This window comes from Streptomyces sp. NPDC005303, from assembly GCF_040607335.1.
Taxonomy (GTDB): Bacteria; Actinomycetota; Actinomycetes; order Streptomycetales; family Streptomycetaceae; genus Streptomyces.
The window spans coordinates 56435-71624 of record NZ_JBEXGM010000028.1 but is presented as its reverse complement, the minus strand read 5'-3'; the positions used below and the strand labels follow the sequence as shown (position 1 = coordinate 71624).

Here is a 15190-nt window from a genome sequence, read left to right as displayed (position 1 = left end):
TGTTCTCCGCACTCAATGTGAGAGCAGCGCGGCGAGGTTGATCTTCCCGCTCTGCAGTTTCGCGTCGTGGGGCTCGTTCAGCCCGCCGTCGGTGATGTACAGCTGCTTCCCGCGCACCGCGGTGGCGGTGGGCGAGGCGAGGCCGTCCGAGGCGGTCAGCACGGTCTTGGTGGTGCCGTCCGGGAAGACCACCGCGACCTTGTTCTGCGTGTTCAGTGCGGCGAACACGACGTTGGAGCGCTCGCTGAGGAAGTTGAAGTCGTCGACGCCGGTGAGGCCGTCGGCGACCGTGTGGATCCGGCCCGGGACTCCGGTGGCGGTGACGGGGATCCTCAGCAGGGTGCCCTTGCTGAGGTTGGAGACCCATACGGCGCCGTTGTGGAAGCGGAGTCCGTTCGCGCCGTACGGCACGGGCGCGGACTCCTCGATCGCGAGGGCGGGGTCGGCCAGCCACGCGGTCGCGCGGCCGCCTGCGACCGGTACGGCCCAGACGGTGCCCTTCTGGCTGTCGGCGACGTACAGGGTGCGCCCGGCCGGGTCGATGGCCAGACCGTTGGGGACTCCGCCGAGGGGCAACGCCGCGATGCGGTGAGGAGTGCCGCCGGGCGCCAGCTTCCACACCCCGTTCCGGGAGGCGTCGGAGGACCACACGTTGTAGTAGACGGTGCCGTCGTGACCGCGGGTGTTGCCGGTGATCCCGTCGCCCTTCTGCCCGGTGACCAGCACCATGCGGTGCCCGGAAGGCGAGATCCGCACCAGGGCCGGCCGTTCGCCCGCGGGCGCGCCCACCATCGATACGGTCAGTGAGTTGTCCGGGGCGACGGTGATGTTCTCGGGCACGTCGCCGACGGCGAAGTCGAAGGCGGCCACGGTCTTCACGTGGGTGACGGCGGGCCGCGCGTCCGCGTGCTCGGTCGTGGCGGACGCATACGGTGCCGAGACGACGACGGCGGCGGCCGTCGCGGAGATCACCGTGAAGGTGAATCGCTTCTTCATGGGCAGGGCTTTCGTGATCATTGCGCTCTCGCGTTCTTTCGTTCTTGGGCTTGTCGGAGAGGTACTTCAGGGCCCCTAGTCCGGGATCGGGAAGCCGGCGTTCTGCAGGTCGAGTGAGTCCGGGTCGGGTCCGCCGCGTACGCCGGTGTCGAGGGCGTCGATCGCGGCCACCTCGTCGGGTGTCAGGGCGAAGTCGAAGACGTCGAAGTTCTCGGCGATGCGATGGGCCTTGACGGACTTCGGGATCGCGCAGAAGCCGTGGTCGAGGTGCCAGCGCAGCACGATCTGCGCGGACGTCTTCGCGTACTTGTCGGCCAGGGCCGTGATGACGGGGTCCTCGAGAGGGTTCGTCTCGGCGCCTCGGTACACGTAGGAGCCGCCGATGGGCGACCACGACTGGGTCAGGATGCCGTGGCTCTCGTTCGCCGCCCGCCACTCGGGCTGCGTGTAGTAGGGGTGCACCTGAATCTGGTTGACGGCCGGAACGATGTCGGTGCGGGAGATGAGTTCGTCGAGCTGCTTGGGCGTCTGGTTCGACACGCCGATCGCACGGACGCGCCCCTCCGCGAGCAGCTTCTCCGCCGCTTCGTACGCCGCGATCGTCTTCTCGAAGTCGGACGGCAACGGCTGGTGCAGCAGCCACAGGTCGAGCTGGTCGAGGCCCAGCTTGCGCAGACTCACGTCGAAGGCCCGCAGCGCGGAGTCGTAGCCGTAGTCGCTGATCCACACCTTGGTCGTCACGAAGATCTCGGAGCGGTCCACGTCGGAGCGGGCGATCCCCTCGCCGACCTCGCGCTCGTTGAAGTAGGCGGCGGCGGTGTCGATCAGTCGGTAGCCGTCGTGCAGCGCGGTCACGACCGCGTCGGTGGTCTCCTCGGGGGCGCTCTGGTAGACGCCGAGTCCCAGGGCGGGGATCTGGACGCCGTTGTTCAGGGTGATGAGTGGGTTGGTTCCGGTCATGGTTCGCTCCGATCAGGGTGTGCGGACGTGGAGGGGGCGCGGGCTCAGTCGGCAGAGACCGCTGTCGGCAGCTCGACCTCGGTGAGGTCGGCGCAGTAAGCCAGCAGCCGGTCCTGCACCTCGGGCGACTGCGTCGCCGGGTGTGGACGGCGGGGCTGCTGGTGGTGGAAGTAGCGGCCCGTGACCAGCGCCTCGGCCTCATCGCCGGCCGCCAGCCATGCCTGGGTCACCGGAGCCAGCCGCAGGTCGTCGGTGGCGCTATTCCCGCCCATCTTTGTCGGCACCCAGCCCGGGTCGACGGCGTTGGAGAGCGCCGCGGGCCACTTTCTCGCGACGGCGAGCGTGAGAGCGGTGACGTGGAACTTCGACTCCGAGTACGCCTGGGAGCCCTGCCACGGCCGCGTCGCCCACTGCGGGTCCCGCAGGGTGGCCTCGCCGCTGTGGTGCATGCCGGAGCTGAGATAGACGAGCCGCCGGGGCGGGGTGATCAGCGCCGTGAGGAGGTAGGGCGCCAGCACGTTGACCGCGAAGACGTCCGAGAGGCCGTCCTCGGTCTCCACCCTGCCTCGCCCGTAGTAGCCGACGCCGGCGTTGTGGATGACCGCGTCGAAGGTGCCCAAGTCGTTGACCTGGGTGGCCACATCGTGGGTCCGGGCGATGCTGGAGAGGTCACCGACGGCGACGCCCGCGTTGTCCGGGAGCGCGGCGTGTGCGTGGCGGGCCCGGGTGTCGTTGCGTGCGTGGAGCGCCACCGTGTGGCCCTGCCGCAGGAGCAGTTGGGCGGCCATCAGGCCGAGGCCGTCGGTGGAACCGGTGATGAAGATGCGAGCCATGAGTATGTCCTGAAGGGTTGAGGCCCCGGCCGGTGGCTAGTCCGGGTCGCTGACCCGAGTGCTGGTGGTGACTTTGAGGGGTGCGTCGAGCAGCGGGAGGAGTTGTTCGACGACCTTCGTCACGTTCGGGTGCTCGGTGTGTTCCGCCACGGCTTCGGGCGAGGCCCAGCCGTCGACGATGTAGAAGGTGTCGGGCTCGTCCGCCTGCTGGTAGAGGTCGTAGTAGAGGCATCCGGCCTCGGCCCGCGCGGGGCCCACGAGCTCCAGCAGGAGCTCCTCGACCTTGGCGCGGTGGGCCGCCTGGCCGCGTACCTCGCAGATGATGTGGCGCTCTGCCGACTTGACCGCGGTCATGTGGATTCCTCCGTCAGTTCTGGCCGGCGTAGACACGGGTCATGCCGCCGTCCACGACGAGGTCGACGCCCGTGATGTAGCGGCTGGTGTCCGAGGCCAGGAAGACGAGGGCGTCGCCGATGTCCTCGGCCGTCCCCACGCGTCCCGCCGGGATCTCCTTCGCGACGCGCTTGACGTAGGCGGCGATGTCGTCGTCGCTCAGCTTCTGTTCGTGGCTGTAGCCCTCGGTGGGCACCACTCCGGGGCTGATCGAGTTGACCCGGATCCCACGGTCCTTGAGGTCCGTCGTCCAACTGCGGGCCAGGGAGCGCACGGCCGCCTTCGACGACGCGTAGACGGCGAACCCGGGCAGTCCCATGTCGGCGGTGATCGACGCGTTGAGGACGATGGACGCGCCGTCGCGCAGGACGTCCAGCACGCTCTGCACCGTGAGGACGACGCCCTTGATGTTGATGCCGAGCTCGCTGTCGATCTGCTCCTCGGTCAGCTCGGCGAGGGGCGTGGCGTGTCCGCCGCCCGCGTTGGCGAAGAGGATGTCGAGGTGGCCGTGCGCCGCCTTGATCGTTTCGGCGACGCGCAGCATGTCGCTCTTGCTCGTGACGTCGGCCCGGATCCCGGTGGCGGACGGGCCGAGCTTCTCCACGGCGGCGTCGAGCACGTCTTTGCGCCGGCCTGTGATGTGGACAGTGGCTCCCTCTTCGATCAGACGCTTGGCGGCGCCGAAGCCGAGTCCGGTCGTGCCGCCGGTGACCAGGGCGATCCGCCCCTTGAGTGCCTGCGATTCCATGTGAACTTCTCCTGATGGGCAGGGCCTTCCTGACGAAGCGCCTCGAACGAGGCTCCGGCGCTTCGTCAGGAACGGGCCGATGGAGGCCGGTGACTTACCGGTTGATGGTCTTCTGCTGCGCCGCGGTGTACCGCTCGCCCTTGATCTGCACCTGGGCAACGGCCTCTTCGATGCGCACCAGGTCCTCGGCGGTCAGTTCCACGGTGTCGGCGCCGATGTTCTCCTCGAGGCGGTGCAGCTTCGTCGTGCCCGGGATCGGTGCGATCCACGGCTTCTGCGCCAGCAGCCACGCGATGGCGGTCTGCGCCCGGGTCGCCTGCTTGGCGTCCGCGATCTCACCCAGCAGCGCGATCAGCGCGAGGTTGGCCTCACGCGCCTCTTCCTCGAAGCGCGGCAGCACGTTACGGACGTCGTTGGCCTCGAACTTCGTGTCCTGACTGATCGCGCCGGTCAGGAAGCCCTTGCCGAGCGGGCTGAACGGCACGAAACCGATGCCCAGTTCTTCCAGGGTCGGCAGGATGATCTCCTCGGGCTCACGCCACCACAGCGAGTACTCGCTCTGCAGGGCCGTGACCGGCTGGATGGCGTGGGCCCTGCGGATGACGTCCGCACCGGCTTCGGACAGGCCGAAGTGCTTGACCTTGCCTTCCTGGATGAGATCCCGGACCGTGCCGGCGACCTCTTCGATCGGCACGTCGGGGTCCACCCGGTGCTGGTAGAACAGATCGATGCGGTCGGTCTGCAGACGCTGCAGGGACTGCTCGGCGACCAGCCGGATCCGCTCCGGCCGACTGTCCAGCCCCGCTGTCGGGTTGCCGTCCTTGAACCCGAACTTCGTGGCGATGACGACCTGGTCGCACACCGGCGCGAGGGCCTCGCCCACCAGCCTCTCGTTCGCCTCTCCGTACCCCTCGGCGGTGTCGAAGAGGGTCACACCGCGTTCGGCGGCCGTCCGGATCAGTTTGATGGCCTCACCGGTGTCCGCGGCCGGGCCGTAGCCGAAGGTCATGCCCATACAGCCGAGCCCGATCGAGGACACTTCGAGGCCGCTGTTTCCCAGTTCACGCTTCTTCATGAGTGGTTCTCCTTTCGAGTGGCCAAGGGCGACGCCCTGGCCGGTGCGGGTCGTGATGGGTGGTGAGGTGTGGAAGGCGTCTGGTCAGGCCGCGTCGTCGTGGGCCAGATCCCAGCCCAGCGCGCGCGATGCCTCGACCTGCGCCAGCAGTTCCTCGGCCTTGGCCTCTACGGCGGTGATGGCATCGGCGCCGGCCACGAACCGCACCGGCGGCTCGTCCTGTTCGGCGACCTTCAGCAGGGCGGCGGCGAGCTTGGCCGGGTCACCGGCCTGCCGGCCGTTCATGGACTTCCAGCCCTCGATCTGCGCGGCGGTGCTCTCGGCGTAGTCGTCGACGGTCCGCTCCGGCCAAGTGGTCGAGGCGTCCACCAACAGCTCGGTGCGGAAGAAGCCGGGTTCCACGGTCGTCGTGCGGATCCCGAAGGGGGCCACGTCCAGGCGCAGCGCCTCCATCCAGCCCTCCACGGCGAACTTGGACGTGGTGTAGGCGGCGCAGAACTCCTGGCCGACCAGCCCGGCCAGCGAGGAGATCGTCATGATGTGCCCGGCGCGCTGCTCGCGCATGACGGGCAGCACGGTTCGGGTGACGTTCATCGGGCCGAACACGTTGGTCTCGATCTGCTGACGCAGCTGCTGCTGGGAGACGACCTCGAAGTAGCCGGCGAAGAAGTTGGCGGCGTTGTTGACCAGGACGTCGATCCGGCCGAACCGCTCCACGGCCGCGCGGACGGCGGCCTCGGCCGTGTCGGGGTCAGTGAGGTCCAGGTCGGTGACCAGCAGGTTGTGCTGCTCGCCGCCGAGGGCCTTGACGACGTTCTCGGGGCGGCGGCCGGTGGCGACCACCTGGTGGCCGGCGTCCAGGGCCCGGCGGGCGATGTCCACGCCCAGCCCGCGACCGGCGCCGGTGATGAAGAAGACCTTGCTCATGGGGGGTGCTCCATACGGGTCAGCGCGGGGTCAGCCGGCGTCGGCGCCCTCGACGATGTTCTTCAGCTGGGTGATCGCGGACATCGCGTTGGGCCAGCCGGCGTAGAACGCGATGTGGGTGATGGCCTCGACCAGCTCGTCCTTCGTCACCCCGTTCTCCAGGGCCTTGGGCAGGTGGAAGGCGAGCTGGTCGGCGCGGTAGAGGGCGACCAGGGTGGTGACGGTGATCAGGCTGCGGTCCCGCTGGGACAGGCCCTGACCCGCCCACACCTCACCGAAGAGGACGTCGTCGGTGAGCCGGACCAGTTCGGGGGCGAAGTCGCCGAGCAGCTTCTGTGCGGCGGTCTGTTCCTCGGCCATGACGTCTGTTCCTTTGCCCGTGTTCGATCTGTTACGAGAAGTGATCGGCTGTGGTGGGAGCGGCGACGGGGAACCCGCTCGCCACGGCGTCCCGAATGGGGACCGGTCGGCCCCAAGGCGGGGCACTGACCATGCAACCGGGAACGGGCACGATGAGGGAGTCTCCGCTGTGAGGGGTAATGGCAGGGACCCCCAGCGGTATACGCGCAGGCCAAAGCCCCGCCCTTGCTGTCGGCGGCAGCCGGAGAGGGCAGGACTACGGAGGGTGGTTCAGTTCTCGGAGTCCGCCTCGGCAGCCTGAACATCCGCGGCCTCGGCCGTGGCGGACCAGCTCGCCAGCAGCTTCAGGCCGTCCTCGGCCTCGGAGCCGGGGGCCGCGTTGTACAACGCCACAACCAGCCCCGAGCCGTCCGGCAGGTTCATCGATTCGAAGTTGAGCTCCAGCTCGCCGACGACCGGATGCCTCAGGCGTTTCGTCCCCTCATGGAAGACGTGCACGTCGTGGGCGCCCCACATCACGCGGAAGGCGTCGCTGCGGGTCGACAGCTCACCGATCAGGTTCGACAGCTCCCGGTCGTACGGATTCTTGCCCGCCTCGATCCGCAGCGCACCCACAGCGCCCTTGGCGATCCGCTCCCAGTCGACGTAGAACCGCCTGGCCGCAGGGCTGAGGAAAACGAACCGCACGGTGTTCGCCCCGCAGACCGGATCGGCGTACATCTCCGAGAACAGTGCGCGACCGAGCGGGTTGGCGACCAGAACGTCGAATCGGTGGTTCTTCACGAACGCCGGCATGCCCGGCATCCCGTCAACGATGCGCTGCACGCTGGGCCGCACAGCCGGCCGGGCAGGGGCGGGCCGACGCCTGGCCCGCGCAGGCGTTGCGTTCGCCGCGCGGGCAAGGTCGTACAGGTGCGTGCGCTCTGTGTCGTCGAGGCGTAGGGCCTGGGCCAGCGCGTCCAGGACACTGTCGGAGACACCGCTGAGGTTGCCCCGCTCCAGACGGGTGTAGTACTCGACGCTGACGCCCGCGAGCGTCGCGACCTCGTTCCTGCGCAGTCCAGCCACCCGGCGGTGACCGTAGACGGGCAGACCGGCCTGCTCGGGCGTGATCTTGTCACGGCGAGACTTCAGAAAGGCACTGATTTCGGCGCGGTTGTCCATAAGACCAGGGTAGGTTCGCCGGACATTGGCTGAGGGTCCCTGTCATTACCCCCATCAGCAGTGACCCCCTCCCTGGGGATCACGACTGCTTCCAACCGTCAAGTGACACCTGTGGACCGTCGCCGAGATAACGGCGGAGGGCGCTGCCAGTCGTGTCCACGAACTCTTCGGGGATGGCGTCGGTATCGACCCAGCAGACCTGAGCGTGCTTGCGCGGCTCGCGGTTCTCGGGATCCCCCATCCATTCATGGGCAGCGAAGACGACGGTCAGGAAGCCGTTGGGGGCTTCGACGCCCCAGGCGCCGTGGATGATGTGCGCGACCTTCAGAGCTTCGGGCTTCACGGTCAGGCCGGTCTCCTCGTACAGCTCGCGCACCGCGGTTTCGGTGACGGGCTCGCCGGGTTCGCTCTTGCCGACGGGGAGGTCCCACATGCCCTGGGCGAACTTGGCGTTCTGGCTGCGCTGGAGGAGGACGACGCGGTTGGTGGCCTTGTCGTGGACGATGACTGCGGCGACCAGCAAGGTCATGGATTCGAGAGCGGGCGGCAGGGCTTTGGGCTGGTCGTCGGTTGTCCGCTGAGCCACGGCTGGTGTCCCTTCGTCGGCCGGTTGGTGGGCAGCTTAGGCCAGTGCTTCGCGTGCGCGGCAGGCGAGTTCGGCGGCTCCGGGCACTTTGCGGCGCTGGTAGATGGAGAGGGTGGAGCGGAGCGAGGTGATCGCTTTGCGGGTGCGGTCGGAGGTCATGCCCTCCATGAGGGTCAGGGCCTGGGACCAGGCGGCAACGGCCTCGTCGGCGCGTGCCTGGGCGGCGAGGCTGTCGCCGAGGTCGGCGTAGGTGAGGGCGTGGACGCGCTTGTACTTCTCGGGGTCCCAGCGGATCAGGGCGTCGCGGTGCTGTTGTTCGGTGCCGATGTGGTCGGCGAGGTCGGTGAGGGTGCGGGCGGTGTGGCTTGCGACGGTGCCGGCCGCGGGACCGCTGACGCGGGAGTAGCTGGGCTGGAGGTCGTCGTCGCGCAGGAGGGCGTCCTCGGCGGCGAGCAGGGCGCGGGCCGCTGCCGGCTTCTCACCGACGGCGGCGAAGGCACGGGCGTGGGTGATGTGGAGGAGTGCTTCGGTCTGGCCGTCGACGTGGCCGAGGCCGCGGGTGAGGGCGCCTTCGACGAGGTCGACGCAGTGGTGGGGCTGCTTGAGGCTGAGGGCCTGGTGGGCGAGGGCTCGCATCATCCAGGCGGCGTGGCCGTGCGGGTCGGCTTCCCAGGCGAGTTGGTAGCCGACCTGGTAGTAGCGCTGGGCCGCGCCCTCCTGGCCGAGGTCGTGGTGCTTCCAGCCCGCCAGGTAAGCGAGTTCGGCCACCGCGCCGAAGGCTGTCCGTCGTAGGGCTTCGCTCGCGTAGCGGCCTCGGAGCATGGGGGCGGCGGTGTCGGCGAGGTATGCGGTGACCGTGGTCAGGCCGTGGCCGCCGCCGAGGCGTTCGTCGGCCGCGCTGAAGGCAGCGGTGATCTGCCGTACGACGTCCACGTCCTCTGCTCCGACCACGGACGTGCCGGTGCGGGCGCGGAGCATGCGCGTCGTGGCCTCGTGGTCGTGGGCGAGCGGCATGGCGACACCGGCTGTGGTGAAGGCGGCCACCGCGAGGAAGCGGCGGCGCTCAACATCGGCCCGGCCGAGGTCAGTTGCGGCCAGGACGGGATCCCCTCCGGCCGACTCCTCGCCATCAGGCGCGCGTAGACCGATCTCGGTCTGGGTGATGATGCGGCCCGTTCGGCGTGACAGGGCTTCGGCGAGGTACTGGCCGGTTCGGCCGGTGGGCCGGCGCGTGCCTTTGGCCCAATGGGAAACGGCCGACTTGTTGGTCTGGAGGATCTCGCCGTTCTCGGCCGCGATGCGCCGAACATCCCGCGCTAGAGCATCGTAGGTGCAGCCGGTCGCGGCAATGGTGTCGCGCAGGCGGGAGTTGGGGTCTCTCGGCGCTGCCACGCTCGCCTCCCGTCCGGGGCTGTAAACCGCGTATACCGCTTCAACTCCCTCTCACCGTACCCACTGTGCGTGACGGAGGGTTCACTAATCATCAGCCGCCCGGCCCCGGTCCGACACCGTGACCAGGCTCCCCCTTCGGCCGGGCGGCCCCCGAAGTTCCGTACGCCTACACCGGGTTCGGGCATTCCTGTGCCCGGACCCGGCCGATCAGAGACGGAGACACGGTGACCACCATCGACACCGCTGCCATCACGGTCGTACTGCCCGAGGCGTTCGACGAGCGCTGGAGCCGCCTGCCCGGCATCCAGATCGACGGCCGGCGCATCACCATCGACCCGGCCGAGTACTTCTTCCGCTTCGAGTCCAGCACGTGGCTCGTCGCCGACTGGGAACTCGTCAAGTCCCAGCTCCTGAACGTGGAGGAGACGACCGAGAGCGCGGTCGAGCAGCTCGCGCTGGAGTTCATCAAGACCCACGCCAAGTCCACCTGGGACGCCTCCATGGTGCTCGCCACCGCCTACGAGGTGTACACGTGCCTCTTCCGCGATGAGCACCTCGCCGGCCTCGGCCTGCCGCAGTTCACCGCCGACCACCTGCGGATGCTGCGCGAGGCGGCCACGCTGATGGCACTGAACAAGGTCGAGTTGGACGGGCACATCTCCAACGTCGGCCCGTGCTGGTTCTTCCCCGCCGCCACCTCCGTGGTCTTCGACCTGGACGACGACACAGGCGGGATGCTCGACGAGGTCTACCACGGCGGCTGGTTCAACGAACACCGCCGTATCGAGGCCATCAAGGCCCACGCCGCGCTCGGCGGCCGGCTCGTGCACGGCTGCCAGTCCGTGCCGGACCAGTCCGGTGGCGTGGTGGCGCCCTACGGTGCCTCGATGACCGCCTTCCGCGACGACCTCGCCGCCTTCAAGGCCGGATGGATCGAGCAGGTCTACGCCCACCGCGTGAGCCCTGCCGCGTAGCACCACTGCCCTGGCTCCGGGGCGGGCCGGCACCTCTTCGCCCGCCCCGGACGCCGCCAACCCCACGGGAGCCCCGACATGACCGCGAACCCCAGCGCCGAACTCCTCGACCACCTGCTCACCCTGACCGGCCGGACCACCGCCCTTCGCGAGGAGGTGCGGGTGTGGTCCCTGTCCGGCGTCGAGCGACTGACCTTCACCGACGGCACCACGGCCGTCTTCAAGTACGCCAAGAAGCCGTTCGACAGCGAGGATCAGGCACTCCGGCTGGCCCACACCCTCGGTGTCCCCGTACCCACCGTTCACTCGTCCGCCGTCCTGGACGGCTGGCTCGGGATGCTGCTGGAAGACCTCGGCGCCCCCATCCGCGAGGCCGACGACCTCGACGGCGCCGCCGCAGCCGTGGTCCTGCACCGCACCCGAACCGCCGCCGCCCTCCCCGTCCTCGACCAGGAGCGGCTGCGCACCCTGCCGAGCCGGGCCCTGGACCACCTCGCCCAGCTCCGCAAGGCGGAACGGTGGCAGGACGCGGACGACATCGAGGACGCGCTCGACCGGATCGCCAAGGCCGCCGAGGAACGCTCGGCCGGTACGGCCGTGGCCCCGTTCGGCTGGGTGCACTCCGAGTTCCACCCCACCAGTCTCCACATCGGCCGACACGGCTGGCGACTACTCGACTTCGCCCGCTCTTTCACCGGCCCCGGCCTGCTCGACCTCGCCAGCTGGCACGGCACCATCGACGAACCCGACCCCGTCCGCCTGCGCGTCTTCCTGGAGACCTACGTCACCGAGGGCGGCACCCCTGACGCCCTCTCGGAACGAGGCGGTCTCTCCGCCGAGAAGTGGGCGCTGGGATGGCACCGCATGTGGGCCGTCGAGTGGTTCATGGAGCAGGCCATCCGCTGGATCAACGACCCGGCCACCGACCCCGCCTACATCAAGACTGTCCGCCGCCACCTCACCGACGTACTGCACCTCCTGGAGGTCTAGGTGCTCGCCCAGGCTTCCCCCTGGTACGTCCACGCCCTCCAACGCACCACGGCTGCTCCCGCCGAGCCGCTGTCCGTGCCTGCGCGAATGGAATGGACCACCCGACCCGGCAGCGGCCCCGGAGCCGAGATCCTCGGCCCGGACCTACGCCACAAGCGGCTGCTGGAACTCGGTTGCGGCCCCGGCCACAACGCCGCCCACCTCGCCACTCGGTACGGCGCCCAGGTCACCGCCGTCGACCTTGTCGGCCTCCAGGTCCGCCGAGCCCGCTCCCACTACGGCCGACTGAACAACCTGACCTTCGTCGCCGGCCACGCCCTGCACTACCTGCAAGCCTCCGCCGAGCCGTTCGACGCCATCTATTCCGTCTTCGGAGCCATCGGACTGGTAGCCCCCGAGCTCCTACTGCCTGCCATCGCCCAGCACCTCAAACCCGGGCGGACCCTCGCCTTCTCCGTCCCCCACCCCCAACGCGGCGGCCTGCGCCCCACCACCGACGACCGCCCACGCCGGGACTACGTCACCCTCCCCGACCTCACCCGACTACCCATCGCCCGCTGGGACTTCGACGCCGACCGCTGGGAGAAACATCTCGACCACTCCGGCCTCCGGCTCACCTCGGCTCAGGACTTCCACGACGCCCGCCACGGTGCCTGCTGGCCCACCACCCTGCTGATCACCGCACGCAAGCTCTGACGCTCAGCCCCGGCTTCCCTGGGAGAACCGATGCACCCGCCCTACCTGCTCCTCGACGTCGACGGCGTCCTCATACCCTTCCCGGACGCCGATGGGACCACCCCGGCCACCCACCGCCGCCACTATGTCGTTCCCACCGGCCGCAACGCCGACGACCCGGTCACCATCTGGCTCAACCCGGCGCATGGTCCCCTGCTCATGCACGTGATCCGAACCGGCCTGGTCACCCCCGTCTGGTGCACCAGCTGGCGCCAGGACGCCACCACGCTCATCGGCCCGCTCCTCGGCATCGCACCCCTCCCCTGCATCGATCTACCGCGTCCCCAGATCACCACCAGCCACCCCCACGGCTACCTCTGGAAACGCGACCACGTCGACGTCTGGCTCGGCGACGCACCCGTCATCTGGATCGACGACGACTTCACCGACCTCGACCACGAATGGGCCACCGAACGCACCACCCACGGCCGGGCAACCGCACTGATTCAGCCCGACCCCCATGTCGGCCTGCTGGCCGAGCACCTGGTCGAGGTCCTGGGGCGGGCCGCGCTGGTGCCCATCGCGCCGGCTGCTGCCTCCGACGCCTCATCCGCAGTGGAAGCCGCGTAGGGGCAAACGGACCCTCCCGCATCTACCTGCGCTGGCGGTGCTGCTGTTCGGTGGGTGTGGTCGTCGGCGATGCGGGCTGGGTGCTGCTCCTCGGCTGACAGGGGATCGAGCCGGCCATGGTCGACTTCAGGCGGGCGGCCTCGGCACGGCGGTTGGTTACCGGATTTCGGCCGGTGTGCTGAATGCGGGTGATCAGGACACGGGCCGGCTGTCGTGCGGTGTCCAGTTCGCGTTGTGCAGCGGCTTCCTTGAGGAGTTGGTGGGGTTGGTGGCCGCGAGCTTCGGCGTCGGCAAGGACAGTGGCGAGTACTGGCCATGCCGGGTCGGTGAGGATGCGCTCGGCGTGGTCGGGGACGGCCGCTCGTACGTCGTTCACGAGAATGCGGCGCGTTTGGTCCCTGGGAGGTCGGGCTGTGAGTTCGGCGAGCATGGGGGCGAGGGCGCGGGCGGCGGCTGTCTGGAGGTGCTGGACGGCCCGGTGGGCGGCGTCGGCCTGGTGGGCGTGGTTCTTCGCTTCGTGCCAGCGCCCGGCGACGATGGTGGCCCAGACGAGGGCTGCGACCAGGGCGGCCAAGGCGCTGCCGTCGGGGCCGGTGGCGGTGTGCACGATGTCGCGGGCCGCGCTGCGCAGCGCGTGGGCGGCTCGGTCTTCGGCCCGGATCTGGGAACGCTGAGCCCGGGCGAACGCCTTGGAGGCGGCTCGGAGTTCGGCGCGCAGGTTGGCGGGTGCCTTCTGGGCGGTTGCTTCGAGGAGTTCGCCGAGGGCGGTGATGTGGGCCTGGGCGTGTGTGTCGTCGGCGAGGTCGCTGTGGAGGGTGTCGAGGGCGTCGGTCGCTTGGTGCCATGGGGTGCTGGGGCGGTTGCGGCGGGCGGTGGGGTGCTCCTCCGCTACGACCTTCTCCAGGCGGGCCTGGAGCTTGGGCAGGGTGAGGTCGGGGGCAATCCTGCCTCCCGGGTGGAAGATCTGTTCGCCCTTGCCGTTGAGGTCGCCGGGGCGTCCGGCGGCGTAGCCGAGGAGATCTCCAGACGGGCCTCGCCTGGGCTTGATCGCGACGCCGTCGGCTTCGAGGTAAGCGAGTAGTTCCTCGGCCGTGCGAGCGTGGGGAATGGCTGCGCGGATACGGTCTTCGAGCCACTGCGGGCTGGGCTGTTCCCAGCCGAGGCGTTCGGCCTTGTGCATCTCGGCCTGGGTGGGGCGGCGGGCGCCTGTGCGGTCGCCCTTCTTCAACTGCCTGAGCCCGTAGCCCTTCTCGATCTCGCGGCAGGCATCGCCCACACGGATGCCGCTGTCGTGGAGCTTGGGACGGCGGCCGTCCTCGCGGACGGTGGTGGCGAGGATGTGGATGTGGTCGTCGGCGTGGCGTACGGCGATCCAACGGCAGGCCAGGTCATCGCCTGCGGGGGCGATGCCGGCGGCCTGGACGATGCGCTGGGCGATCTCGCCCCACTCGGCGTCGGAGAGGTAGCGGTCTTCGGGTGCGGCGCGGACGGGGCAGTGCCAGACGTGGTCTGTGACCTTCTTGCCGAACTCGCTGTTGCGCAGCCGCACGGGATCGTCGAGGTGGCGGCCGAGTTCGGTGAGGGTGGCGTTCTCGTCGCGGCCGGGGTCGGGCATGCCGAGCATCGCGAATCCCGCGACGATGTGCGGGTCGAGGTGCTCGTCGTGGCGGCCGGGACCGTAGAGGTAGGCGAGCAGGCCGCGGGTGTTGGACCCGGCCGGTTTGATGGCGGCGATCACGCGGATGCCTCCGTCTCTGGATCGGCGGGCTGGCGCAGGGCCTCGGCGATCAGCTCCAGCAGGTCGTGGAGTTCGGTCAGGCGCTGGCGGATGTCGGGTGGGGTGTGGTCGCTGTTGAGGGCGCGGGCGATCTGGTTGACGTTGACGCCGATCCGGTTGAGCTGGCGCAGGACCTGGGTGCGGAAGATGTGTGTGCGGCGGCGGTCTTCCGACAGGGGCAGGTTGGCGGTGAACCGGCCGGTGATGAAGGCGAGGACGATGTCGGCGGCGAAGCCGGAGTCGCCCTTGTAGCCGTGCTCGGCGGCAGTCTCCTGGAGCTGGGTGTGCTCGTCGCCGGTGAAGCGCAAGGGGCCGACGCGGACGACGCGCTTGGTGCCGGTGAAGCGGCGGATCGTGGGCTGCACGCTCTTCACGACGGGCTCACCGCCGACGCTCTCGGCGGTGTCGGTGGCGCGTACGGGGCGCAGGGTCTCGTGTTGGACGGTGTGGAGCGTGTCCTCGTCGGGGCCGCCCTCGGCCCCGACGTCCTGGCCTGGTGCCCCCTGGCGCTGGGCCGTCTCCGCCACCCCCGGGGCGGAGACCCCCGATGTCCGGCCGTGAGTCGGACTCGGGGTACTACTGGCTCCGCCAGGGGCACCCCGTCCGAACGCCCGTCGCAGACGGCTCATCAGCGTAGGCGACTTCGCCAGCGGCGGCAGCTCGTCGGGGGCGTGGTCGGGGTGGAGTGAGTTGTGCGTCATGGACGGTTC

General features: G+C 69.5%; 17 protein-coding genes. 4 read left to right on the top strand and 13 right to left on the bottom strand.

Going from position 1 to position 15190, the window contains the following annotated elements; translation table 11 throughout:
- Positions 1-12 precede the first annotated feature (12 nt).
- The 11 genes from ABZT93_RS30780 to ABZT93_RS30730 all read right to left on the bottom strand — a co-directional run bounded on the left by ABZT93_RS30780 (position 13) and on the right by ABZT93_RS30730 (position 9434).
- Positions 13-1017 (bottom strand): hypothetical protein, encoded by a 1005-nt coding sequence (locus ABZT93_RS30780; RefSeq protein ID WP_356110857.1) that lies wholly within the window; start codon positions 1015-1017, stop codon positions 13-15.
- 54 nt (positions 1018-1071) lie between these two features.
- Positions 1072-1956: an aldo/keto reductase gene (locus tag ABZT93_RS30775; protein ID WP_356110855.1), complete on the bottom strand. Its 885-nt coding sequence runs from the start codon at positions 1954-1956 to the stop codon at positions 1072-1074.
- A 44-nt stretch (positions 1957-2000) separates the two neighbouring features.
- Entirely contained in the window at positions 2001-2789 is a 789-nt protein-coding gene (locus ABZT93_RS30770; RefSeq protein ID WP_356110853.1) for an SDR family NAD(P)-dependent oxidoreductase, read from the bottom strand.
- 36 nt (positions 2790-2825) lie between these two features.
- Positions 2826-3143 (bottom strand): putative quinol monooxygenase, encoded by a 318-nt coding sequence (locus ABZT93_RS30765; RefSeq protein ID WP_356110850.1) that lies wholly within the window; start codon positions 3141-3143, stop codon positions 2826-2828.
- 13 nt (positions 3144-3156) lie between these two features.
- Complete coding sequence (locus tag ABZT93_RS30760) at positions 3157-3930, bottom strand: SDR family oxidoreductase (protein ID WP_356110848.1); 774 nt, start codon at positions 3928-3930, stop codon at positions 3157-3159.
- Between the two features lie 94 nt (positions 3931-4024).
- Positions 4025-5005, bottom strand: coding sequence for an aldo/keto reductase (locus ABZT93_RS30755; protein WP_356110846.1), 981 nt, complete (start codon positions 5003-5005; stop codon positions 4025-4027).
- Positions 5006-5089: 84 nt separating this feature from the next.
- Entirely contained in the window at positions 5090-5932 is an 843-nt protein-coding gene (locus ABZT93_RS30750) for an SDR family oxidoreductase (RefSeq protein WP_356110844.1), read from the bottom strand.
- 30 nt (positions 5933-5962) lie between these two features.
- On the bottom strand, positions 5963-6292 hold the full coding sequence (locus tag ABZT93_RS30745; protein WP_356110842.1) for a carboxymuconolactone decarboxylase family protein: 330 nt from the start codon (positions 6290-6292) through the stop codon (positions 5963-5965).
- A gap of 270 nt (positions 6293-6562) precedes the next feature.
- A complete protein-coding gene (locus tag ABZT93_RS30740; protein ID WP_356110840.1) occupies positions 6563-7456 on the bottom strand; it encodes a helix-turn-helix transcriptional regulator in 894 nt (297 codons plus the stop codon).
- Between the two features lie 79 nt (positions 7457-7535).
- A complete protein-coding gene (locus tag ABZT93_RS30735; RefSeq protein ID WP_356110838.1) occupies positions 7536-8042 on the bottom strand; it encodes an NUDIX domain-containing protein in 507 nt (168 codons plus the stop codon).
- 36 nt (positions 8043-8078) lie between these two features.
- Complete coding sequence (locus ABZT93_RS30730) at positions 8079-9434, bottom strand: tetratricopeptide repeat protein (protein WP_356110836.1); 1356 nt, start codon at positions 9432-9434, stop codon at positions 8079-8081.
- Between the two features lie 224 nt (positions 9435-9658).
- Here ABZT93_RS30730 and ABZT93_RS30725 point away from each other — a divergent pair, with 224 nt between their 5' ends.
- From ABZT93_RS30725 to ABZT93_RS30710, 4 genes are all read left to right on the top strand, one after another.
- On the top strand, positions 9659-10408 hold the full coding sequence (locus ABZT93_RS30725; protein ID WP_356110834.1) for a hypothetical protein: 750 nt from the start codon (positions 9659-9661) through the stop codon (positions 10406-10408).
- A gap of 78 nt (positions 10409-10486) precedes the next feature.
- Positions 10487-11398, top strand: a complete 912-nt coding sequence (locus ABZT93_RS30720) for an aminoglycoside phosphotransferase family protein (protein WP_356110832.1) — start codon at positions 10487-10489, stop codon at positions 11396-11398.
- Positions 11399-12094, top strand: a complete 696-nt coding sequence (locus tag ABZT93_RS30715; protein WP_356110830.1) for a class I SAM-dependent methyltransferase — start codon at positions 11399-11401, stop codon at positions 12092-12094.
- Between the two features lie 30 nt (positions 12095-12124).
- Positions 12125-12703: an HAD domain-containing protein gene (locus tag ABZT93_RS30710; protein WP_356110828.1), complete on the top strand. Its 579-nt coding sequence runs from the start codon at positions 12125-12127 to the stop codon at positions 12701-12703.
- Between the two features lie 22 nt (positions 12704-12725).
- On the opposite strand, the gene ABZT93_RS30705 is transcribed toward ABZT93_RS30710, so the two are convergent.
- Both ABZT93_RS30705 and ABZT93_RS30700 read right to left on the bottom strand, forming a co-directional pair.
- On the bottom strand, positions 12726-14441 hold the full coding sequence (locus ABZT93_RS30705; protein ID WP_356110826.1) for a mobilization protein: 1716 nt from the start codon (positions 14439-14441) through the stop codon (positions 12726-12728).
- The gene (locus ABZT93_RS30700) at positions 14438-15007 is read right to left on the bottom strand and encodes a MobC family plasmid mobilization relaxosome protein (RefSeq protein ID WP_356110824.1); all 570 of its coding nucleotides are present in this window, start codon (positions 15005-15007) and stop codon (positions 14438-14440) included. Before ABZT93_RS30700 ends, ABZT93_RS30705 begins: the two co-directional genes overlap by 4 nt.
- Between the last annotated feature and the right edge of the window lie 183 nt (positions 15008-15190).